This window comes from Dactylosporangium cerinum, assembly GCF_042653625.1.
Taxonomy (GTDB): Bacteria; Actinomycetota; Actinomycetes; order Mycobacteriales; family Micromonosporaceae; genus Dactylosporangium; species Dactylosporangium cerinum.
The window spans coordinates 771,077-791,914 of the sequence record NZ_JBHSIU010000041.1 but is presented as its reverse complement, the minus strand read 5'-3'; the positions used below and the strand labels follow the sequence as shown (position 1 = coordinate 791,914).

Annotated in this window: 19 protein-coding genes and 1 pseudogene; 15 read left to right on the top strand and 5 right to left on the bottom strand. The window is 73.1% G+C overall.

The genetic code is table 11. The annotated features are described in order from the left end of the window. Positions 1 to 146 precede the first annotated feature (146 nt). Positions 147 to 791, bottom strand: a complete 645-nt coding sequence (locus ACFPIJ_RS32825; RefSeq protein ID WP_380120793.1) for a TetR/AcrR family transcriptional regulator — start codon at positions 789 to 791, stop codon at positions 147 to 149. Between the two features lie 57 nt (positions 792 to 848). Here ACFPIJ_RS32825 and ACFPIJ_RS32820 point away from each other — a divergent pair, with 57 nt between their 5' ends. The 3 genes from ACFPIJ_RS32820 to ACFPIJ_RS32810 all read left to right on the top strand — a co-directional run bounded on the left by ACFPIJ_RS32820 (position 849) and on the right by ACFPIJ_RS32810 (position 3,434). Beyond that, positions 849 to 1,328 carry a methyltransferase family protein gene (locus ACFPIJ_RS32820; protein WP_380120791.1) on the top strand — a complete coding sequence of 160 codons (480 nt, stop codon included), beginning with the start codon at positions 849 to 851 and terminating at the stop codon, positions 1,326 to 1,328. Between the two features lie 84 nt (positions 1,329 to 1,412). Next, a complete protein-coding gene (locus ACFPIJ_RS32815; protein ID WP_380120789.1) occupies positions 1,413 to 1,889 on the top strand; it encodes a hypothetical protein in 477 nt (158 codons plus the stop codon). Positions 1,890 to 2,003: 114 nt separating this feature from the next. Further along, complete coding sequence (locus ACFPIJ_RS32810) at positions 2,004 to 3,434, top strand: MFS transporter (protein WP_380120787.1); 1,431 nt, start codon at positions 2,004 to 2,006, stop codon at positions 3,432 to 3,434. A gap of 125 nt (positions 3,435 to 3,559) precedes the next feature. On the opposite strand, the pseudogene ACFPIJ_RS32805 reads toward ACFPIJ_RS32810, so the two are convergent. The 3 genes and pseudogenes from ACFPIJ_RS32805 to ACFPIJ_RS32795 all read right to left on the bottom strand — a co-directional run. Beyond that, positions 3,560 to 3,940 (bottom strand): annotated as a pseudogene (locus tag ACFPIJ_RS32805) (CoA-binding protein); the annotation flags it as partial. Positions 3,941 to 3,982: 42 nt separating this feature from the next. Then, complete coding sequence (locus tag ACFPIJ_RS32800) at positions 3,983 to 5,059, bottom strand: Acg family FMN-binding oxidoreductase (protein ID WP_380120786.1); 1,077 nt, start codon at positions 5,057 to 5,059, stop codon at positions 3,983 to 3,985. A 148-nt stretch (positions 5,060 to 5,207) separates the two neighbouring features. Next, positions 5,208 to 7,850: a bifunctional acetate--CoA ligase family protein/GNAT family N-acetyltransferase gene (locus ACFPIJ_RS32795; RefSeq protein WP_380120783.1), complete on the bottom strand. Its 2,643-nt coding sequence runs from the start codon at positions 7,848 to 7,850 to the stop codon at positions 5,208 to 5,210. A gap of 229 nt (positions 7,851 to 8,079) precedes the next feature. Between ACFPIJ_RS32795 and hypF the strand changes: the two genes are divergently transcribed. From hypF to ACFPIJ_RS32740, 11 genes are all read left to right on the top strand, one after another. Further along, complete coding sequence (gene hypF, locus ACFPIJ_RS32790) at positions 8,080 to 10,443, top strand: carbamoyltransferase HypF (protein ID WP_380120781.1); 2,364 nt, start codon at positions 8,080 to 8,082, stop codon at positions 10,441 to 10,443. Positions 10,444 to 10,450: 7 nt separating this feature from the next. Next, on the top strand, positions 10,451 to 10,711 hold the full coding sequence (locus tag ACFPIJ_RS32785) for a HypC/HybG/HupF family hydrogenase formation chaperone (RefSeq protein WP_380120779.1): 261 nt from the start codon (positions 10,451 to 10,453) through the stop codon (positions 10,709 to 10,711). After that, positions 10,708 to 11,823 (top strand): hydrogenase formation protein HypD, encoded by a 1,116-nt coding sequence (hypD, locus tag ACFPIJ_RS32780; RefSeq protein ID WP_380120776.1) that lies wholly within the window; start codon positions 10,708 to 10,710, stop codon positions 11,821 to 11,823. Before ACFPIJ_RS32785 ends, hypD begins: the two co-directional genes overlap by 4 nt. Beyond that, positions 11,820 to 12,875, top strand: coding sequence for a hydrogenase expression/formation protein HypE (hypE, locus tag ACFPIJ_RS32775; RefSeq protein ID WP_380120774.1), 1,056 nt, complete (start codon positions 11,820 to 11,822; stop codon positions 12,873 to 12,875). The genes hypD and hypE overlap by 4 nt, the downstream gene beginning before the upstream one ends. A 62-nt stretch (positions 12,876 to 12,937) precedes the next feature. Beyond that, positions 12,938 to 14,050, top strand: coding sequence for a 4Fe-4S dicluster domain-containing protein (locus ACFPIJ_RS32770; RefSeq protein ID WP_380120773.1), 1,113 nt, complete (start codon positions 12,938 to 12,940; stop codon positions 14,048 to 14,050). Further along, on the top strand, positions 14,047 to 14,508 hold the full coding sequence (locus tag ACFPIJ_RS32765) for a Crp/Fnr family transcriptional regulator (protein WP_380120770.1): 462 nt from the start codon (positions 14,047 to 14,049) through the stop codon (positions 14,506 to 14,508). The genes ACFPIJ_RS32770 and ACFPIJ_RS32765 overlap by 4 nt, the downstream gene beginning before the upstream one ends. After that, a complete protein-coding gene (locus ACFPIJ_RS32760; RefSeq protein ID WP_380120768.1) occupies positions 14,505 to 15,332 on the top strand; it encodes an FAD/NAD(P)-binding protein in 828 nt (275 codons plus the stop codon). Before ACFPIJ_RS32765 ends, ACFPIJ_RS32760 begins: the two co-directional genes overlap by 4 nt. A gap of 31 nt (positions 15,333 to 15,363) precedes the next feature. Then, positions 15,364 to 16,137, top strand: coding sequence for an NADH-quinone oxidoreductase subunit B family protein (locus ACFPIJ_RS32755; protein ID WP_380120766.1), 774 nt, complete (start codon positions 15,364 to 15,366; stop codon positions 16,135 to 16,137). Continuing rightward, positions 16,134 to 17,435 (top strand): Ni/Fe hydrogenase subunit alpha, encoded by a 1,302-nt coding sequence (locus ACFPIJ_RS32750; protein ID WP_380120764.1) that lies wholly within the window; start codon positions 16,134 to 16,136, stop codon positions 17,433 to 17,435. Before ACFPIJ_RS32755 ends, ACFPIJ_RS32750 begins: the two co-directional genes overlap by 4 nt. Beyond that, entirely contained in the window at positions 17,432 to 18,010 is a 579-nt protein-coding gene (locus ACFPIJ_RS32745) for a hydrogenase maturation protease (protein WP_380120762.1), read from the top strand. Before ACFPIJ_RS32750 ends, ACFPIJ_RS32745 begins: the two co-directional genes overlap by 4 nt. Next, a complete protein-coding gene (locus ACFPIJ_RS32740) occupies positions 18,010 to 18,591 on the top strand; it encodes a CBS domain-containing protein (RefSeq protein WP_380120760.1) in 582 nt (193 codons plus the stop codon). Before ACFPIJ_RS32745 ends, ACFPIJ_RS32740 begins: the two co-directional genes overlap by 1 nt. Positions 18,592 to 18,627: 36 nt before the next feature. On the opposite strand, the gene ACFPIJ_RS32735 is transcribed toward ACFPIJ_RS32740, so the two are convergent. Further along, positions 18,628 to 19,494, bottom strand: coding sequence for a universal stress protein (locus ACFPIJ_RS32735; RefSeq protein WP_380120758.1), 867 nt, complete (start codon positions 19,492 to 19,494; stop codon positions 18,628 to 18,630). Positions 19,495 to 19,647: 153 nt separating this feature from the next. On the opposite strand from ACFPIJ_RS32735, the gene ACFPIJ_RS32730 reads away from it, so the two are divergent. Continuing rightward, positions 19,648 to 20,769 (top strand): site-2 protease family protein, encoded by a 1,122-nt coding sequence (locus ACFPIJ_RS32730; RefSeq protein WP_380120756.1) that lies wholly within the window; start codon positions 19,648 to 19,650, stop codon positions 20,767 to 20,769. Positions 20,770 to 20,838 lie beyond the last annotated feature (69 nt).

Here is a 20,838-nt window from a genome sequence, read left to right as displayed (position 1 = left end):
GCATGAGTGCGCGCTGGCCACCTGGCCGGGCACCCTCTACGCAACGTGACTGCGGCGAGAGTGGGTTCGATCATGCTGGGGCCAAATATGACCGCTTAGGTTCTAACGATCGTCGCAACACCTGACCCGTTCAGGAGTTGCCGTGCTCAGGCGGCGGGGGGCAGCAGGGTGGCGGCCACCGTGTCGACGTACCAGTGCTGGAACTGTTCGGGGGTCCAGCCGCGCTGGCGGACGAGCCAGTCGTAGTTGCGGACGTCCATGGCCAGCCATAGCACGTCGGCCGCGGTCTCGATGGTGTGCTCGGGTCGCAGCCGGCCGGTGGCGGCGAGGTCGGCGGCGAACATGGTCATGCCCTGCCGGCGTTGGTCGAGGTGCTTGCGCCAGATCGCGGCGGCGTCGGGATCGGCGGTGGCGGCGCCGGCCAGGGCCAGCATGACGTGGACCATCCGGGCGTGGGTTTCGGCCAGGTGCTGTGCGTAGCGGGTCAGCATGGCTCGCGGGTCGCTGAGCGCCCGGATGTCCGCGACGAACTGCCGGTCCGGCAGTGCCACCGGCTCGTCGTCGCCCGCGACGGTGACGTCGACGAGCGCGGACAGCAGTGCCTGCTTGCTGCCGAAGACCTTGTACACGGTCTGGATGGCGACCCCGGCCTTGGCGGCGATCGCGGTCAGCGGGGTGGCCGCGTAGCCGGGATCGACGAACAGCACGGCGGCCGCGTCCAGGATGGCCCGCCGGGTCAGCCGCGCCTGCTCCTGTCGGTGTGCCGACTCGTATCGCCGCTTGACAGTCACGGGAGGAGTGTAGTGCGCTATTGGATAGAGTTGAACTCTACCGATAGGAGTGTACCGATGGCAGTACAGGCAGAACCGAACCGCGGCGCGCGCGTGATCTTCATTCCGCCGCCGCTGTACTACGTGGCCGGGCTCGTCGCCGGCGCCGCGCTCGACCGGCTGGCCGGACTGTCCATCGGCGGGCGCCCCGTCACTGTCGTCGCCGGTGCGGCCCTGGCCGGCGTGGGGCTGTTGCTCACCGGGGGCGGCGTGTTCGGCGTGATCGGGCACCGCACGACCATCGTGCCGCACCACCGGGTGGCGAGCCTGGTCACGACGGGTGCGTACCGGCTGTCCCGCAACCCGATGTACACCGGCCTGGCCGTCATCTACCTCGGCGTTGCGCTGGTGATCGGCTCGTGGTGGCCGGTGGTGCTGTGGCCGGCCGTGCTCCTGGCCGTGCACCGGCTGGTCATCCGGCCCGAGGAGCGCTACCTCGAGCAGCGGTTCGGCCCGGCCTACGCCGAGTACCGCGCCCGCGTGCGTCGCTGGCTCTGAGTCGGCTCCCCGTCAACTTCGTGGCATTTGAGTCCCATGAAGGTATCGTGATGCCATAAACGCCGACCGAGGAGGCATTGCACGATGACCGACTTCTTCCACGACCACGTCGGCCTGGACGACCATTTGTATGACCCGGACCCGCACCTCACCGTCGACCCGGACGCCCACCACCACGTGCCGGTACCCGAGATCGTCGAGCGGTACGACTTCAACGGCGACGGCCGCGTCGACGCGATCGCGGTCGACACCGACCAGGACGGCCGGGCCGACACGTGGGAGTACGACAAGAACTACGACGGCCACATGGACGAGGTTCGCTACGACCACAACGGCGACGGCCGAATCGACGAGGTCGACTCCGATCTCAACCACGACGGCCGGATCGACCTGGTCACCGAGGACACCGATCACGACGGCCGCGACGACGTGTGGGAGTACGACACGAACAACGACGGCGCCCTCGACCTGCTGAAGATGGACACCGACCACGACGGGAACGTGGACTATCGGGCGGTCAACCACGACACCGGACACACGATCCCCGACTACGGCAACTGACGACGTCGTACCGAAGATCTCGAAGAAAGATCCGGCGGCGGTGTCGGATCGGGTCAGGGGCGTTCGTAGGAGGGGTGAGGCCGCCCAAGAGGGGCGCCGGGAAGGACGTTCCTCATGACCACCCTGACGGGGCCGGGCACAGTCACCACACGCCGCTCCAGCCGCACGATGTGGGCGATCCTCGGGCTGGTGCTGCTCGCGGACGCTCTCGACGTCATCGATGCGACCGTCACGAACATCGCCGCCCCCACCATCGCCGGCGAGCTCAACGGCGGTGAGAGCCTGATCAAGTGGCTGGGACCGGCGTACATGCTCGCCATGGGGGTCCTGCTCGTGGTCGGCGGGCGGCTGGGTGACAAGTTCGGCCAGCGCCGGCTCTTCCTGATCGGCATGGGCGGGTTCACCCTGGCCTCGGCGGTCGCCGGGCTCTCACCCGACCCGGTCCTGCTCATCGCCGCCCGGGTTGCTCAGGGAGCGTTCGGGGCGCTCCTCCTCCCGCAAGGCATGGCGATCATGACGAAGGCGTTCAGCCGCGACATGCTCGCCAAGGCGTTCGGGCTGTTCGGGCCGGTGCTCGGGCTGTCCAGTGTCGGCGGCCCGGTCCTGGCCGGATTCATCATCAGCGCCGACCTGTTCGGTCTGTCCTGGCGCCCGATCTTCCTCGCCAACATCGTCCTCGGCATCGCCGGGCTGGTCCTCGCCGCCAAGATCCTGCCGCGGGACGACGACGGCGACCGGTCCACCGTCGTCGACGGTTGGGGCTCCGGCCTGCTCGCGGTAGCCATGATCGGGCTGCTGTACGGCCTGATCGAGGGCTCGACCAACGGCTGGACCGCAGTCCCCGTCGGTTCGATCATCGTCGGCGTCCTGTTTTTCGCCGCCTTTGCCTACCGCCAGCGCACCGCGACGCACCCGCTCATCACGCCCTCGCTGCTGAAGAACCGGGGGTTCACGTCCGGACTGCTCGTGTGCCTGGTCGCCGTCGCCGCCGCCTCCGGCCTGCTCTTCGTGTTGTCCCTGTTCCTGCAGGAGGGGTTGCACGCCAGTGCGAGGAACACCTCGCTCGGTCTGGTGCCGCTCACCCTGGGGCTCGTCGCCGCCGGGTTCGCCGCCATGGGTGGCCTGGTCGCGAGGCTCGGCCGCCGGCTCGTCTTCATCGGCCTCACGGTCGACCTCGTCGGTTGCGGCTGGGTTCTTGCCCTCGTCGTTCACTCCGGGACGGACGTCAGCCTCTGGACGCTGGCGCCGGCGTTCTTCGTCATCGGCGTCGGTATCAGCCTCAGCTTCGCCACGATCCCCGTCGTCGCGCTCGGCGACGCGAAACCCGACGAAGCCGGCAGCGCCAGCGGCTCGTTCAGCTCGATCCAGCAACTCGCCTCAGCGATCGGCTCGGCCGCGGTCACGTCGGTCTTCTTCCAGGCCGCGACCTCCGGACTGGCCCATGCGATGCAGGTCAGCCTCATCGTCGTCCTGGCCGTCACCGCCCTCAGCCTCCCGGTCGTCGCCCTGATGCCCCGCAGGGCACCGGCAGAACCCCAGCAGTGAGCCACCGGCCAAACCGGCTATGACCGCGGCGGGACAGGGAGTTCGGCGATGTCGGGTGTCGGCGAAATGCCGTGATACACCCGGCACCGCGGCGGCTGTTCGCAGCCGTGGACCATGTCGTGCAGGGCGCGTTCCTGACCCATACAGGTGTCTTCGACGTAGTCGAGGCCGGCCTCGCCGGCGAGCTGCCGGGCTTCGGGACTGACCAGGCCGAGTTGCAGCCAGACCGCGCCCGCACCGACCGCGGCGGCCGTGCGGACGATCTCCGGGGCCTCGTCGGCGGGGCGGAAGACCTCCACGACGTCGACGTGTCCGGGGACGTCGGCCAGGCGGGCGTAGGCGTGCTCGCCGAGGATGGTGTCGGCGTGCGGGTTGACCGGCACGATGTGCCAGCCCTGTTCCTGCAGCATTCCCGGCACCCAGTGGGCCGGCTTCTGCGGATCCCGGGAGGCGCCGACCACGGCGATGGTGTGCGCCTCGGCGAGGATCTGGGGCGGGGTACGCATCTGGAGGACCTCCGTTTGGTGCGCGTTCGGGTGTGCGGCGGTTCAGTGGAATGCCGGTGGTGGCGTCAGCACCGCCTCCTCGCAGAGTGGGTCGGCGAGGACCTCGACGATGTCGCGCGCCGGGCGGCGGGGAGCTTCCGCGGGTTCGGTGCTGTCGGCGGGAATGCCGATCCGGACGCCGATGGCGGGGTAGCCGACGCCGCCGAGCATGCGGTGGACGGTGCGGCGGGCGGTTTCGTGTTCCACGAGGTCGCTCATCGTGGAGGTGGCCAGATGCTCGACGGTGGCGGTGAGCAGCACGGCGGACAGGGCCACCCCGCCGGTCAGCCAGTCGCGGGGGCCGTCGCCGTCGGTGACGACGATGCCGTAGCGGGCGTGCTGGTCCTCGAGGTCGGCGGTGCTGTGCAGTCCGCTGGGGTAGCCGATGGCCCGGAAGTCACGCAGCGGGATCTTGCGTGGGCCGGCGTCGCTGAGGGTGTCGGTGGGCACGCCGTCGCGCGCTTCGCCGGGGCGGCGGATCCAGGCGGCAAGCTCGGCGCGGTAGGCGGGGTCGGTGAACTCGGCGTCGGCGGCCTGCGCGGTGGCCGCCGCGATGTCTGCCAGGTCCCGGGACCAGGTGACCTGCAGGTGCGCGCCGCAGCGTTCAGCGGCGCTGCGCAACGGGTCGAGCAACTCGTCAGGCACGGGCCGGTCGGCGAACGACCGGCGATCGGAGCGGCGCTTCATGATCGCGTCGGCGAGCGGCACGGCCACTGGCGACGGTGGCGCCGGCCCGTCGTAGTGCACCACCGCCATCACGTCCGGGCCGTGACCGGACGGCAGCGACTCGACGGTGAAGTCGGCGCCTTCGGCGGCGAGGGCGACGCAGGCGTGGTGGAGGGCGGCGCCGCAACTGAGCGTCAGCAGCCGCCCATCCGGGTCGATCGTCGGCAGCGCGCGGTCGCGGTCGGCGAAGAGCAGCGCCGTGTCGTGTTCGATCCGCCAGCGCCACGGCTGGGTGTTGAGCACCGACGGTGCGTGGACGGCGGCCACGGCGGCCCGGGCGAGGAGCCGGCACACCGCCGCGACGGTGTACCCCTGGGTGGGATCGGTGTGCTCCGAGTGCTGCTGCGTTCCCATGATGAGCTCCCTCGGGCGGATGCTGGCCAGTTTGTGGGTGTCTGCCCAGCGCAGTTTGTGGGTGTCTGCCCAGCGCAGCGCGAACCAACCACCGGCGCGGTGGCCGCACCGGCGCTCGAGCCGGCCGTAGCGCCACCGGGCGTCGAGTTCACCTGCCCGGCCGTCCGACCCGGGACAGGTGCCGCACGTACCGTTCCGGTTCCACGCCGACTTCCACGCCGACCGGTGCGAGGCGCAGCTTGACGTCGACGGCGGTGCAGCCGTGCGGTTCCGCCAGGACCGGGTTGAGGTCCAGCTCCGCCACGTCGGGCAGGTCTTCGGCCAGCCGGCCGAGCCGCAGCAGCAGGTCCTCCAGCGCGGCGGTGTCCACCGGTGGGGCACCGCGGTAGCCGGTCAGCAGCGCAGCGGCGCGCAGCGAACGCCACATGCGTGCCGCGTCGCGGTCGGTGAGCGGCAACAGCCGCAGGGCCCGATCGCCGAGCAGGTCGGTGTGCACGCCGCCGAGGCCGAGCATGACCAGCGAGCCGAACAGCGGGTCGTGGACGACACCGGCCACCAGTTCCACCCCCGGTGCGGCCCTCGGCTGCACCAGCACGGCCGGCGCCGGTGTGTGCAGTGCCTTGGCGACCGCCTGGTACGCCCGCCGGACCGCGGTCTCGTCGTTGAGGCCGAGCCACACCGCGCCGACGTCGCTCCTGTGCACCAGGCCGGGCGCTGCGGCCTTGACGACCACCGGGTAGCCGAGGGCCGTGGCGTGGCGGACCGCCTCGTCGGCGTCCGCGGCGGTGCGGGTGTCGACGACCGGGACGCCGTAGCAGCGCAGCACGCTGCGGGCCACGTCGACCGGCTGCCAGCCGGGTCCGGCGGTCATCGCGCGGGCCACGACGTCGCGGGCGGTGCGGCGGTCGATGTCCGGCAGCGCTGGCCGGTCGCCGAGCGGTTTGCGTCGCCAGGCCGCGTAGCGGGCGGCCCGGCCCAGGGCCAGCACCGCCGGTTCGGGAAGGTCGAACACGGGCACGCGCCGCCGGCCGATGCTGCGGGGCGGGTCGGGGACGCCGACGACGACCACCGCCGCCGGCAGCTGCGGGCAGTCGTCGAGGGCAGCGGCCACCGCGGCCAGCGACCCCGCGCAGTCGTTGGCGCGGGTGGCGACGAACGCGACCACCACCAGGTCCGCGTCGCGGCCTCGAGCGACGGCGCCGATGGCGGCGGCGAGCGCGGCGGGAGTGGCCTCAGCGCCCAGATCGTCGGGATTCGCGGCACCGCCCAGGCTGGTCGGCACGGTGAGGGCCGCGGTGTCGGCGGCGTCGGCGGCCAGGACGTTGAGGCCGCCGGCGTTGCCGATGACGGCGAGGCGCTGGCCGGCCGGCAACGGCTGGTCGGTCAGGACCCGGGCGGTGTCGAGCAGTTCGCCGAGGGTGTCGGTGCGGATGACGCCGGCCTGGTCGAACAGGGCCGCCACGGCGGTGTCCGGGGTGGTGGCGGCTGCGGTGTGCGACGCGCCGGCGCGTTGCCCGCTGGGGGAGCGGCCGCTCTTGACGGCCAGGACAGGCTTGCGGCGGGCGAGCGTGCGGGCGGTCCACGCGAACCGGCGCGGGTTGCCGAACGACTCGAGGTAGAGGGCGACGGCTCGGGTGGCGGGGTCGTCGTGCCAGTACGCGAGCAGGTCGTTGCCGCTCACGTCGGCCTTGTTGCCCAACGACACGAACGTGGAGACGCCGACGCCGTCGCGGGCGGCGGCGTCCAGGATCGCGACCCCGACCGCGCCGGACTGGGCGGCGACCGCGAGCCCGCCCGGCGCCGGGGTCGCCCGGGTGAACGCCGCGGTGAGCCGGACCGCCGGGTCGGTGTTGATGACGCCGAGGCAGTTCGGGCCGACGACGCGCATGCCGTGCGCCCGGGCGGCGGCGACCAGGTCGGCCTGGACGGCCGGGTCGAGCCCGGCGGTGAGGATCACCGCAGCGCGGACCTGGGCCGAGCAGCACTGCCGGATCACCTCCGGCACGGCCGGAGCGGGGACCGCGACGACGGCCAGGTCGACCGCCGCGCCGATCGCGCCCACCGCCGGGTGCGCGGCGATCCCGCAGACCTGCTCGGCGTGCGGGTTGACCGCGTACAGCGCGCCGGTGTACCCACCGTCGCGCAGCGCGGCGAGGACCTCGTGACCGATCCCGCTGGGACGCCGTCCGGCACCGATGACCGCGACCGAGGACGGCACCAGCAACGGCCGCAACGAGTGGTGCTCGGCGGTGCGGTCCCGCGCGGCGACCGCGGCCAGCGCGGCCTCGTCCGGCAGGGTCGGCACCCGTATCCGGACCGTGCCCTCATCCGCATCGAGCCGCCGCGCAACCCCCGGTGCCAGGTCGCCGCTGACCTGCAGCATCGCCGCGTTCTGCGGCAGGACGTCCCCGACCAGCTCGGCGATGCCGGCGTGGCGGGCAGCGGCCATGAGACGTTCCAGCAGCAGGGTGCCCAGGCCTTCGCCGTGGTGCTCGTCGGCGACGACGACGGCGACGTCGGCCCGCTCGTCGTCGATGCGTTCGTAGGAACCGGCGCCCACGACGGCGCCCTCCATGTCGGCGAGCACACTGCCGTGCGCCGGGTCGCTGGGCCGGACGAGCCGGCGGACCTCGGCGTCCGGCGCGGCGCCGGCGCTGAAGAACCGCAGGTGCCGGTTGTGCGGCGACAGCTGCTCGTACAGCGTCCGCAGGGCCGGCGCGTCGTCGGGCCGGACGCCCCGGATCCGCACGATCCGGCCGTGCATGGTCAGGTAGTCGGTGGCGTCGCTCATCGGTTCCACCCCCCACCTCGCAATGTCTGTCGCCGCGGCGGCCGGCGGTCGGGCCGAAGGTCCCCTCATGCCGGGCCGTGCGGCCTGTTCCGCGCGTTTCGCGACGCCGATGGTGCGCACCGCCTGGCGGGGGTGAAGCTGGGTGAGCTTGCCCGGAACAGCCGCCGACCTGCGGCAACCCGGACAAGACTCGGGCCGACATGGTGGCCGGGGCGGGATTGGAGGCACGATGCGCGCGACGGCGGCGACACCGCGCCGGGTGGTGCGGCGCATCGAGGTCTGCGGCACGGTGCAAGGTGTCGGGTACCGCCCGTTCGTGTACCGCCTCGGCCGGGAACTGGGCCTGGACGGATGGGTGCGCAACGACGGCGGCCTCGTCGTGGTGGAGGCGGCCGGACCCGCCGACGCGATGCGCCGGCTGTCCGCCCGGCTGCACACGGACGCGCCGCCGCAGGCCCGCGTCGACCAGGTGCGCATCGGTGTGCCGGCCGGGGACAGCCCGGCACCGGGCAGCGGCTTCCACGTCGCCCGATCCGCCGAACCGCCCCGACGCAGTGCCCGGGACCGACCCGGACTGGTGCCGCCGGACCTGGCCACCTGCGACGCCTGCCTGGCGGAACTGTTCGACCCGCACGACCGCCGGCACCGGTACCCGTTCGTGAACTGCACCGACTGCGGACCGCGGGCGACGATCGTCGACGGCCTGCCCTACGACCGGGCCCGCACGACGATGCGGCGCTTCGCCATGTGCCGCGCCTGCGCGGCCGAGTACGGCACCCCCACCGACCGGCGCTTCCACGCCGAACCGATCGCCTGCCCGGCGTGCGGCCCGACACTGACCTGGCAACCGTCCGGCGGACAAGACGGCCACGACGCCGGCAAGCACCGCGAGGAGGCGCTGCGGGCCGCCGTAGCGCTCGTGCGCGACGGCGGCATCGTCGCGGTCAAAGGCATCGGCGGCTACCAGCTCGTGTGCGACGCCACCGACGAGGCGGCCGTCGCCCGGCTCCGGGCCCGCAAACACCGACCGGCGAAACCGTTCGCCGTGATGGTGGCCGACCTGGCCGCAGCGGCCCGCCTGGCACCCGTCGCCCCGGCGGAGGCGGCGCTGCTGGCGTCCGTCCCACGGCCGGTCGTCCTGCTGACCGCCCACCCCGACCACCCGCTGGCGGCGGCGGTCGCACCCGGCACCGACCTGCTCGGGCTGTTCCTGCCCGCCGCGCCGCTGCATCACCTCCTGCTGCACGATCTGGCCCGGCCGCTGGTGGTCACCAGCGGCAACATCGCCGACGAGCCGATCGCGATCGACGACGCCGACGCCGCGGACCGCCTGGCCGGGGTCGCGGACGGTTTCCTCAGCCACGACCGGGAGATCCGAGTGCGGTACGACGACTCGGTGGCCCGCGTCGTGGCCGGCCGGCCGTCGGTGCTGCGCCGGGCCCGCGGCTACGCCCCGGACCCGCTCGACCTGCCGGTCGCCGCCACCGAGCCGCTGCTGGCCGTCGGTGCGCAGCTCAAGCACACCTTCACCCTGGCCCGCGGCGCCGTCGCGATCGTCGGCCCGCACACCGGCGACCTGCAGCAGCAGGACACGATGACGTCGTTCACCGAGCACCTGGCGCACCTGTCCCGGATCACCGGGATCGAACCGGCCGTGGTCGTGCACGACCTGCATCCGGGCTACCTGTCGACGCAGTACGCCACGACGATCCCGGCGCCGCGCCGGATCGGGGTGCAGCACCATCACGCGCACGTCGCGTCGTGCGCCGCCGAACACGGGATCACCGGCCGGTACCTCGGCGTCGCCTACGACGGGCTCGGCCTCGGCGACGACGGCACCCTGTGGGGCGGTGAGGTGCTGCTGGCCGACCTGCGTTCCTACCGGCGGCTGGCCCGGTTCGGCCGGGCGCCGTTGCCGGGCGGTGCGGCCGCCGTGCGCCGGCCGGCCCGCATGGCACTGGGCTACCTTTTCGGCGGTGAGCCGTTCGACGAGACATCGCTCGCGCGTGCCGAGCTGCTGGCGGCGCCGTTGCTGCGCCGGCTGCCGCCGTCCGAGGTCGCGACCGTGCGCCGGATGGTCGCCGCAGGCGTCAACTGCCCGACGGCGTCCAGCGCCGGCCGGCTCTTCGACGCCGTCGCGGCGCTGCTCGGCGTCCGCGACGACGCCGGCTACGAGGGCGAGGCCGCCGTCGCCCTCGAAGCGTGCGCGGCCGGGCACGCCGGTGCGGCGCCACTGCCATGGCGGCTCGCCACCCGCGACGACCTGGTGGTGTACGACCCGGCGCCGACCCTCCTCACGTTGCTGGAAGCGCTGCACGACGGCACCGGCGCCGGGCTGCTCGCCGCCGCGTTCCACGCCACGATCGCCGCGATGACCGTCGCCGTGTGCAGCGACGCCGCAGCCGAGCACGGCACGTCGACGGTCTGCCTGTCCGGCGGCGTCATGCAGAACCGGCTCCTCGTCGAGGCACTCGTCGCCGGGTTGTCCGCCGCGGGCCTGACCGCGCTGGTCAACGAACGGGTCCCGGCCAACGACGGCGGGATCAGCTACGGGCAGGCCGCCGTCGCCGCGGCCCAGCTGCGGGGCGGGTGAACACGCCATGTGTCTCGGTGTACCCGGCCGGATCACGGCCGTCGAGCACAGCACCGGCCTGACGATGGGCACCGTCGACTTCGGCGGCGTGCAGCGGCAGGTGTGCCTGGCCTACGTCCCGGACGCCCGGGCCGGGGACTACGTCGTGGTCCACGTCGGGTTCGCGATCAGCCGGTTGGACGAGGCCGAGGCCCTGCGGACCCTGCAGCTGCTGCAGGCGATGGGGGATCTCCTGGAACGCGAGCTCACCCCGGAGGCCGGCCCGTGAAATATCTCGACGAGTATCGCGATCCCGTCCTCGCCCGGCGGCTGCTGGAGCAGATCCGGCACACGGTCCGGCAGCCGTGGACCGTGATGGAGGTGTGCGGCGGGCAGACCCACACCATCGTGCGGCAGGGCATCGACGAGCTGCTGCCGGCCGGACTGCGGATGATCCACGGACCCGGCTGCCCGGTCTGCGTCACCCCGCTCGAGCTGATCGACAAGGCCATCGACATCGCCGGCCGGGACCGGGTCGTGTTCACCTCCTACGGCGACATGCTGCGGGTCCCCGGCAGCCACACCGACCTGCTCACGGTGCGCGCCCATGGCGGCGACGTCCGGGTGCTGTACTCACCGCTGGACGCGGTCGACATCGCCGCCGAACGACCCGACCGTGACGTGGTGTTCTTCGCCGTCGGGTTCGAGACCACCGCCCCGGCCAACGCGATGGCGGTGTTGCGCGCGCACCAGCTCGGGCTGACGAACTTCTTCATGCTGGTCAGCCACGTGCTGGTGCCGCCGGCGATGATGGCGATCCTGGACGCGCCGGACTGCCAGGTGCAGGCGTTCCTGGCGGCCGGGCACGTGTGCGCCGTCATGGGCTGGACCCAGTACGAGCCGATCGCCGCCCGGTACGGGGTGCCGATCGTGGTGACCGGCTTCGAACCGCTCGACCTCCTCGAAGGAGTGCTGATGGCGGTACGGCAGCTGCAGGACGGCCGGGCCGAGGTGGAGAACCAGTACGTCCGCGCGGTGCGCCGCTCCGGCAACACCGCGGCGCAGGACGCCATCCGGCGGGTGTTCCGCACCGGCGACCGTGCCTGGCGGGGGATCGGCACCATCGCCGGCAGCGGCCTGATGCTCGCCGACGAGTTCGCCGCCTTCGACGCGGAACGGCGCTTCCGCATCACCGATCCCGCCGCACGGGAACACCCGGCCTGCATCGCCGGAGACATCCTGCGCGGGACGGCGGTGCCGACCGCATGCTCCGCCTACGCCCGGCAGTGCACACCCCGGTCACCGCTCGGCGCACCGATGGTGTCGACGGAGGGCACCTGCGCCGCCTTCTACACCGCCGGCCGCGCCCCGGTCCCGGCCGGCGAACGGCAGCCGCGATGAGCATCGCCGACCCCGCCCGGCTGACCTGCCCGGCACCGCGGTCCGAGACCGGCACGGTGCTGCTCGGGCACGGCAGCGGCGGCCAGCTGTCCGCCGAACTGCTCCGCGAGGTCATCCTCCCCGCGTTCGGCCCGGCCGATGCCGTGCCGGAGGACGCCGCGCTGCTCGCCGTCGACGGCGCGCACCTCGCCGTGAGCACCGACGCTTTCGTCGTCAACCCGCTGTTCTTCCCCGGCGGGGACATCGGCGCCCTGGCCGTGCACGGCACGGCCAACGACCTGGCGATGATGGGCGCCGCACCCGTCGCGCTCGCCCTGGCCTTCGTCATCGAGGAGGGCTTCCCCGTCGCGGACCTGCAGCGGATCTGCACCTCCGCGGCCGCGGCCGCCGCGGCTGCCGGCACCCGCATCGTCACCGGAGACACGAAGGTCGTCGGGCGCGGCGCCGCCGACGGACTGTTCGTGACCACGACCGGCGTGGGCCGGATGCTGCCCGGCGCGGCCGTGTCGGCCGCCGCTGCCCGGCCCGGCGACGTGGTGCTGCTGTCCGGGCCGATCGCCGCGCACGGCACCGCCATCATCGGCGCCCGGGAGGCCCTGGGGTTCGAATCGGCCATCGTCTCCGACACCCGGGCACTGCACCGGCTCGTCGCCGCGATGCTGGCGGCGGCCGGCCCGGCGCTGCACACGATGCGGGACCCGACCCGCGGCGGCGTCGCGTCGGCACTCAACGAGATCGCCGTCGCCGCCCGGGTCGGGATCGAGGTCGACGAGGCGACGCTGCCCGTGCCCGCCGCCGTCGCCGCCGCCTGCGACCTGCTCGGCCTGGACCCGCTGCACGTGGCCAGCGAAGGCTGCCTCGCCGCGATCGTGGCGGCCGACCAGGCCGACGAGCTGCTGGCCACCATGCGGTCAACGGCCGAAGGTCAGGACGCGGTCGCGGTCGGGCGGGTGGTGGCCGAGCATCCCGGTCGGGTGCTGCTGCGCACCGTCGTCGGTGGCCGCCGGATCGTGGACCTGCTCGTCGGTGAGCAGCTGCCCCGCATCTGCTGACACGACCCCGCCGCACGGCGTCCGCTGTCATGGTTCGAAGAGATCCACCTGGAAGGGCTGCGATGAGCGACGAGCACCCGGTGCTGCTGGCGGACCTGCAGGCCCTGTTCGGGGCGTTGCACGCCGACGGCCGGGTCATCGTCGGTCCGACCGTCCGCAACGACGCCATCGTCCTGGCCGAGGTCGGCGAAGCGGCGCACCTGCCCTACGGGCGGCGGACCGAGGTCGAGGCGGGCACCTACCGGCTGCACCCCGGCGACCCGCGGCTGGCGTTCACCCACACCTCCGGCCCGCAGTCGTGGAAGCAGGTGCTGCACCCACCCCGGGACCTGCTGTGGACAGCGACCCGCACCGGCGACGATGTCGTCGTGGCCGGCGACCCGCCGGTGCCGCGCCGGCTGGCGCTGTTCGGGGTGCGGCCCTGCGACCTGCGGGCCATCGGCGTGCTCGACCACGTCCTCGGCGACGGCACGCGGTACGCCACCCGCCGCAGCGACCTGCTCATCGTCGCGGTCAACTGCACCGAACCGGGCGGCACCTGCTTCTGCGTGGCGGCGGGCGGCAGCCCGGCAGCGGACAGCGGCGCCGACCTCGTGCTCACCGAACGACCCGACGGCACCTACCTCGCCGGCGCCGCAACCCCGACCGGCGCGGCACTGCTGCGGCAGCTGCCGTCCACGGCGGCGACCCCGGCCGAGGTCGGCGCCGCCGCGGACGCGGTGCGCGCCGCCGCGGACCGGATGGGCCGCACACTGCCCGGCACCGACCTGCGCACGCTGCTGGCCGCGCACCGCGAGGACCGGCAGTGGGGCGACGTCGCCGACCGGTGCCTGGCCTGCGGCAACTGCACCATGGTGTGCCCGACCTGCTTCTGCACCTCGGTCAGTGACACCACCGACCTGACCGGAGACCACGCCGAGCGGTGGCAGACCTGGGAATCGTGCTTCGACCTGGACTTCAGCTACCTGCACGGCGGGCCGGTCCGCCGCTCCCGCGACGCCCGCTACCGGCAGTGGATCACCCACAAGTTCGGCACCTGGCACGACCAGTTCGGCGAATCCGGCTGCGTCGGCTGCGGCCGCTGCATCGCCTGGTGCCCGGTCGGCATCGACGTCACCGCCGAACTGCAGGCCCTGCACACCCACCCGGCAACCGACCTGGAAGGACCACCATGAGCAGCATCTACGACCTGATGGTGGCGCACCCGTTCCTGGCGGGTCTGCCGGCGCCGTACGTGGAACGGTTGTCGCACTGGGCGAGCCGTGCCCCGTTCGAGGCGGGCACCAGGATCTTCGAGGAGCACGGCCAGGCCGAACGCTGGTGGCTCATCCGCGACGGCTACGTCAACCTCGACACCCGGCTGCCCGGGCGCGGTGACGTCATCGTCGAGACGCTCGGCCCCGGCTCGGTCCTCGGCTGGTCCTGGCTGTTCCCCCCGTACCGGTGGCATTTCGGCGCGGTCACCCTCGGCCCGGTCCAGGCCATCGCCCTGGACGGGCCCGGCGTGCGCGGCCTCTGCGCCGCCGACCCGGCCTTCGGCTACGAGCTGACCAGCCGTTTCACGGCCGTCGTCGTGGAGCGGCTGCAGACCACCCGGGTGCGGCTGCTGGACCTGTACCGCGAGCCGGCATGACGAGCATGACCCCGGCCCGCTACCGGGTCACGGACCGCGTCGTGGAGTCCGCCGACACCGTCACCCTCGCGCTGGAACCCGTCGACCTGCCGCTGCCGGTGTTCCAGCCCGGCCAGTTCGCGATGCTGTACGCGTTCGGCGTCGGTGAAGTGCCGATCTCCGTCTCCGGCCGGTACGGCACGGGCGGACTGCTGCACACGGTGCGGGCCGTCGGCGCGACCAGCGGCGCGCTGCACGCCCTGCAACCGGGCTGGATGCTCGGCGTGCGCGGCCCGTTCGGGCAGGGCTGGCCGCTGCCGGCAGCGGCCGCCGACGTCGTCGTGGTGGCCGGTGGACTGGGCCTGGCACCGCTGCGGCCATTGATCCGTCACGTCGCCGCCGATCGCGGACGCTACCGGCGGGTCGCGGTGCTCATCGGCGCCCGGACCCCCGACGGGCTGCTCTACCCGGACGAGTACGACACCTGGCGCGCCGCCGGCATCGACGTGCTGGCCACCGTCGACCGCGCGGGCGCCGACTGGACCGGCCGGGTCGGCGTGGTCACCGGACTCTATGACGACCTGCACACCGACGACCTGCCCACCGACCCGGTCCGGGCCGTGGGTTACCTGTGCGGGCCGGAAGTGATGATGCGGTTCGCCGCCCGCGACCTGCTGCGGCGCGGCGTTGCCCCGGATCGGGTGTGGCTGTCGCTGGAACGCAACATGCACTGTGGAATCGGGCACTGCGGGCACTGCCAGCTCGGCCCGCTGCTGCTGTGCCGGGACGGACCGGTGGCCCGCTGCGACCACGCGCTGCCGCTGCTGGCGGTCAGGGAGCTGTGATGGGCAAAGACCCGGCGATCGTGGGGCTGTGATGGACAAACCGAAACTGGCGGTGTGGAAGTTCGCCTCCTGCGACGGCTGCCAGCTCACGCTCCTGGACTGTGAGGACGAACTGCTGCCGCTGGCCGGGCGGTTCGACATCGAGCACTTCCTGGAGGCGTCCAGCGCCGACGCGCCGGGCCCCTACGACGTGTCGCTGGTGGAAGGGTCCGTCACGACCGACGCCGACGTGGCCCGCATCCAGCACGTCCGGCAGCAGTCGCGGATGCTCGTCACGATCGGGGCCTGCGCCAACGCCGGCGGTGTCCAGGCACTGCGCAACTTCGCCGATGTGGAGGCGTTCCAATCGGTCGTCTACGCCCATCCGGAATACATCGACACCCTCGCCCGGTCCACCCCGATCTCGGCGCACGTCCGCGTCGACCTGGAACTGCCCGGCTGCCCGATCGACCGCCGGCAGCTCATCGACCTGCTGACCGCCGTCCTCGCCGGGCGGCGTCCCGGCCTGCCGGTGCACAGCGTCTGCCAGGAGTGCAAGGTCCGCGGCACCACCTGCATCACCGTCGCCGACGGTGTCCCCTGCCTGGGACCGGTGACCAGGGCCGGGTGCGGCGCCATCTGTCCCGCCTACGGCCGCGGCTGCTACGGCTGCTTCGGCCCGATGGCCGGGCCGAACACCGACGCCCTCGTGGGGTCGCTCCGCGCCCACGGCATGTCGCCGCAGGACGTCGGCCGGGTCTTCCGCACGTATCACGTCGCCCGCCCGGAGTTCCAGGCCGCCGCCGAACAGGGGCAGCAACCGTGAGCCACCGCAACGACCGCGCGCTGCACGTTTCGGCGCTCGCCCGGGTGGAGGGCGAAGGGGCGCTGCACGTGCGCATCGACGGCGCCACGGTCACCGACGTGCAGCTGCGCATCTACGAGCCACCCCGGTTCTTCGAGGCGTTCCTCGCCGGCCGCGGCCACACCGAACCACCCGACATCACCGCCCGCATCTGCGGCATCTGTCCCGTCGCGTACCAGATGAGCGCCTGCGCGGCGATCGAGGACGCCTGCGGCGTCGACGTCGGCGCGGCGATCGGCGAACTGCGGCGGTTGCTGTACTGCGGCGAATGGATCGCCAGCCACGCCCTGCACGTGTACCTGCTGCACGCACCGGACTTCCTCGGCTACCCCGGCGTGGTCGAGATGGCCCGCGACCACCGCACCGCCGTCGACCGGGGCCTGGCCTTGAAGCAGGCCGGCAACGCCATCCTCGAACTCGTCGGTGGCCGCGCCATCCACCCCGTCAACGTCCGCGTCGGTGGCTTCCACCGCCCGCCCGAGCCTGCCGCCCTGCAGGCCCTGGCCCGCGACACGCTGCGCCCCGCGCTCGAGCACGCCGTCGCCACCGTCGAATGGGTCGCCGGCTTCGACTTCCCCGACTTCACCATCGGCCACACCCTGCTCGCCCTCACCGACCCGCACCGCTACCCGATCGACCGCGGCGAGCCCCGGACGTCGACCGGCCTGGCGTTCCCGGTCCGCGACTTCGAGACCCACATCGTGGAAACGCAGACACCGCACTCCACCGCCCTGCAGGCGGCGCTGACCGGCGCCGGCCGGCACCTGACCGGGCCGCTCGCCCGGTACGCGCTCAACCACGCGGCACTGTCACCGGTCGCCCGGGCCGCCGCCGGCGCGGCCGGCCTGCACGGGCGGTGCGACAACCCGTTCCGCAGCATCGTCGTCCGCGCGGTCGAACTCGTCTACGCCGTCGACGAGGCCCTGCGCATCATCGACGCCTACGAACCACCCGCGCCGGGCCACGTGCCGGTGCCGGCGCGCGCGGCGAGCGGCTACGGCGCCACCGAGGCACCCCGCGGCGTGCTGTTCCACCGCTACGAACTCGACCCGGACGGGACCATCCGCACCGCCAGGATCGTCCCGCCGACCTCGCAGAACCAGCCGGCGATCGAGGACGACCTGCGCCGCCTCGTCCAGGACCGCCTCGACCTGGACGACGCACGGCTCACCGCCGCCTGCGAACAGGCCATCCGCAACTACGACCCGTGCATCTCATGCGCCACCCACTTCCTGGACCTCACGGTGCAGCGCCGATGAGACCCGACGTGGTGATCATCGGCGTCGGCAACCCGTACCGGCGCGACGACGGTATCGGCCCCGCCGTCATTCACCGGCTGCGCGCCGCCGGCCTCCCCGGGGTGACACTCGCCGAAAGCGACGGCGAAACGGGTGCGCTCATCCTGCTGTGGCAACGGCGCCGCCTCGCCATCCTCATCGACGCCATCCACGCGGATCCGCCACATCCGGGCCGCATCCACCGGCTGGTGACCCCGTGGCCGCAGACCGGCAGCCGGACGGCCGCGAGCACCCACGCCACCGACCCGGGCGAAGCGATCACCCTGGGCGCCGTCCTGGGCCGGCTCCCCGAACAGCTGGTCGTGTACGCCGTCGAAGCGTCCGACACCGGGTTCGGCGCCCACCTGTCGCCCGAGGTCGCCGCCGCCGCCGACCTGGTGGCCGAGCAGGTCGCCGCCGAAGCGCGGGCCGTGATCCAGCCGAGCGGGACCAAAGACCCTGCACGACCACCGCCAGTGCGTGGACAGTGGAGGGGAGAAGCCAGACCCGCGGGATCAATGAGCATTGCCTGGCCGGACGACCCTGAGGAGGCATGATGCACGCCAAGGACATCATGAGCACCCCGGCATACACGGTGCACGCCGACGGGCCGGTCGCGGCGGTGGTGGAACTGCTCGAACGGCAGTCGATCACCGCCGTCCCGGTCACCGACGAGCGCGGCGTCCTCGTCGGCATGGTCACCGAGGGAGACCTGCTGCGACGGCAGGCGGGCGGTGCCACTGCGGGCGACCTCGGCGCGCGCCAGATCCGTGAGGTGATGTCGGCCCGGCCGGTGATGGCCTGGCCGGACGCTGACGTCGCCGACCTGGCCGCGGCCATGGTCAAGCACGACGCGCACACCGTGCCGGTCGTCGTCGAGGAACGGGTCGTCGGTGTCGTCAGCCGCTGCGACGTGCTGCGGACGATGCTGCCCACCGACGACGCCGCGCAGCGCGAGGCGCAGCACCGGCTCGACGTCTACGCCGACGGGCAGCACCGCTGGCCGGTCCACGTCCACGACACGGTCGCGACCATCGACGGCCGGTTCGACGAAGACATCGAACGCGCGGTCGCCGAGGCGCTGGTGCGCACCACCGCCGGTGTCACCGCGGTGCGGGTGACGGCGCCGTCCGGCTGAACGCCGCCGGCAGGCCGGCCACCGAGATCGGGCTCGCTATCGGACCACGGCCACCGGGCAGGCGGAGTGGCGGATGGCCGCCTGGCTCACCGACCCCAGCAGCAGACCGGCGAACCCGCCACGGCCGCGGGAGCCGACGACGAGCAGCTCCGCACCCGCGGACACCTCCGTCAGGACCGCGGCGGGCCGGCCACGGATGAGCGTGTGCCGCATGTCGACGTCCGGGTACTTCCCGGCCCACCCGGCCATCGACTCGGACAGCGCCCGCTGCTCGTCCTCCCGCAGGTCGTCGAGGTCGTAGACCAGCGGCAGCATGTCGCCCGGCCCGGTGGACACCGGCCACTGATAGACGTGGGCCGCGGTCAGCCCGGCGCCGCGATACGTCGCCTGCTCGAACGCGAACTGCAGGGCCGCCTCAGCGTCGTGGGATCCGTCGACACCGACCACGACCCGACCCTCCTCCGCGCCGGCCGGCCGGTCCTCGCGCCGGACGATGACGACCGGGCACGCCGCGTGGGCAGCGAGCGCGGCACCGACCGAGCCGAGCAGCAGGCTGGTGAAGCCGCCATGGCCGCGATGGCCGACGACGACCGTGGCGGCGTGCCGGGAGGCTGCGATGAGCGCCTCCGCCGGCTCGTGCAGCTGGAGGTGCGTGCGCACCTCGAGCCCCGGCGCGACCGCTCGGGCGTGGTCGGCGGCCACGGTGAGTGTCTGCGCGGCCGCCTCGCGCACGCCCTCGTCGAACGGCGACGGCACCGGGCCGTACATGGCCGGCCAGACGAAGGCGTGCACGATATCCAGCCGGCACCGGTGCGCCACAGCGTCGCCGGCCGCCCACGCCACAGCCTCGAGACTCGCTGGTGAGCCGTCCACACCCACCACGATCGCCGGATCGCTGTTCACCGTGGACCCCCTGTACTGCCCGGACCCGTACTGCCCCGGATTCCCGTGTCCCGGCGAACTACCCGGTGCCGATGCGGGTACGCCTTGCCGGAGGACGGCCGGTCCGAGAGATCCTTGGTCGGGGCCGTTCGTGAGCGTGCTCCGAGGTGAGCCATGAAACAGACGCTGCGGTTCGGTCGCATTGCCGGGATCCCGGTCGGTGTGCACTGGTCGGTGCTGGTGGTCATGTTCCTGCTGGCGGATCGCCTCGCGGTCGGTGTCCTGCCGGCCAGCGTGCCGGACCTTCCGTGGACCGTCGCGTGGCTGCTGGCGATCGGCAGCGCCGCGCTGTTCCTGCTGTCGCTGTTCGCCCACGAGCTCGCCCACGCCCTGGTTGCCCGGCACTTCGGCATCCGGGTCGAACGGTTGACGCTGTGGCTGCTCGGCGGCGTGGCGGAGTTCCGCGACGAACCGCCCAGCGCCCGGGCCGACCTCTTGGTGGCCGTTGCCGGCCCGCTGACGAGCCTTGCGGCCGGCGCCGGGTTCGGGTCCGCCGCGCTGCTGCTGTCCCTGCTGGGCGGGCCGTCCGCCGTTGTCGCCGCAGCAGGCTGGCTGGCGACGATCAATGTCGTCCTCGCCGCGTTCAACCTGCTGCCGGGCGCTCCGCTCGACGGCGGGCGGATGTTGCGTGCCGCGCTGTGGTGGTGGCGCGGTGACCGCATCCGCGCCGCGCTGACCGCCACCCGGATCGGTCACGCGCTGGGCGTGACGATGCTCCTCGTCGGGTTGTCCGAGTTCCTGGTTTTCCGTGCGTTGAACGGCATCTGGCTGGGGATCCTCGGCTGGTTCGTGCTCGCTGCGGCGAGCGCGGAGGGTGCGGGGGTGCGCACCCGCGCGATCCTGGCCGGCCTGCCGGTCCGAGACGTGATGCAGGCCGCCCCGGTGTGTGGCGCACCCGACCAGAGCATCGAGAGCTTCGTCCTCGCCGCCGCCGGTTCCCGCCAGCGGGTGTTTCCGCTCTGCGACGATGCGGGCCGGCCCACCGGGACGGTGCAGCTCGCCGCACTCGTCCAGGTTCCCGCGCCGGCCCGCTCCGCGACGACGCTTCGGCAGATCGCCCGACCCGCCACACTCGTCGACGCGGCGCAGGCCGTCGCGAGCGTCGCACTGCCGGCACCGGACGACAGAGCGGTCGTCGTCGACGGCGGCAGACTCGTCGGTGTGCTGTCTGCCGATGACGTCGCCCGCGCGATCGAATTGGCGCAGTTGCGTGCGCCGACCACGTCCTGTGGGTGACGGCGGACATGTCAGGTCAATGCAGTCTTGGACGCGACCGATGTCCTGGCAGCCGACAAGGAGCGGGAT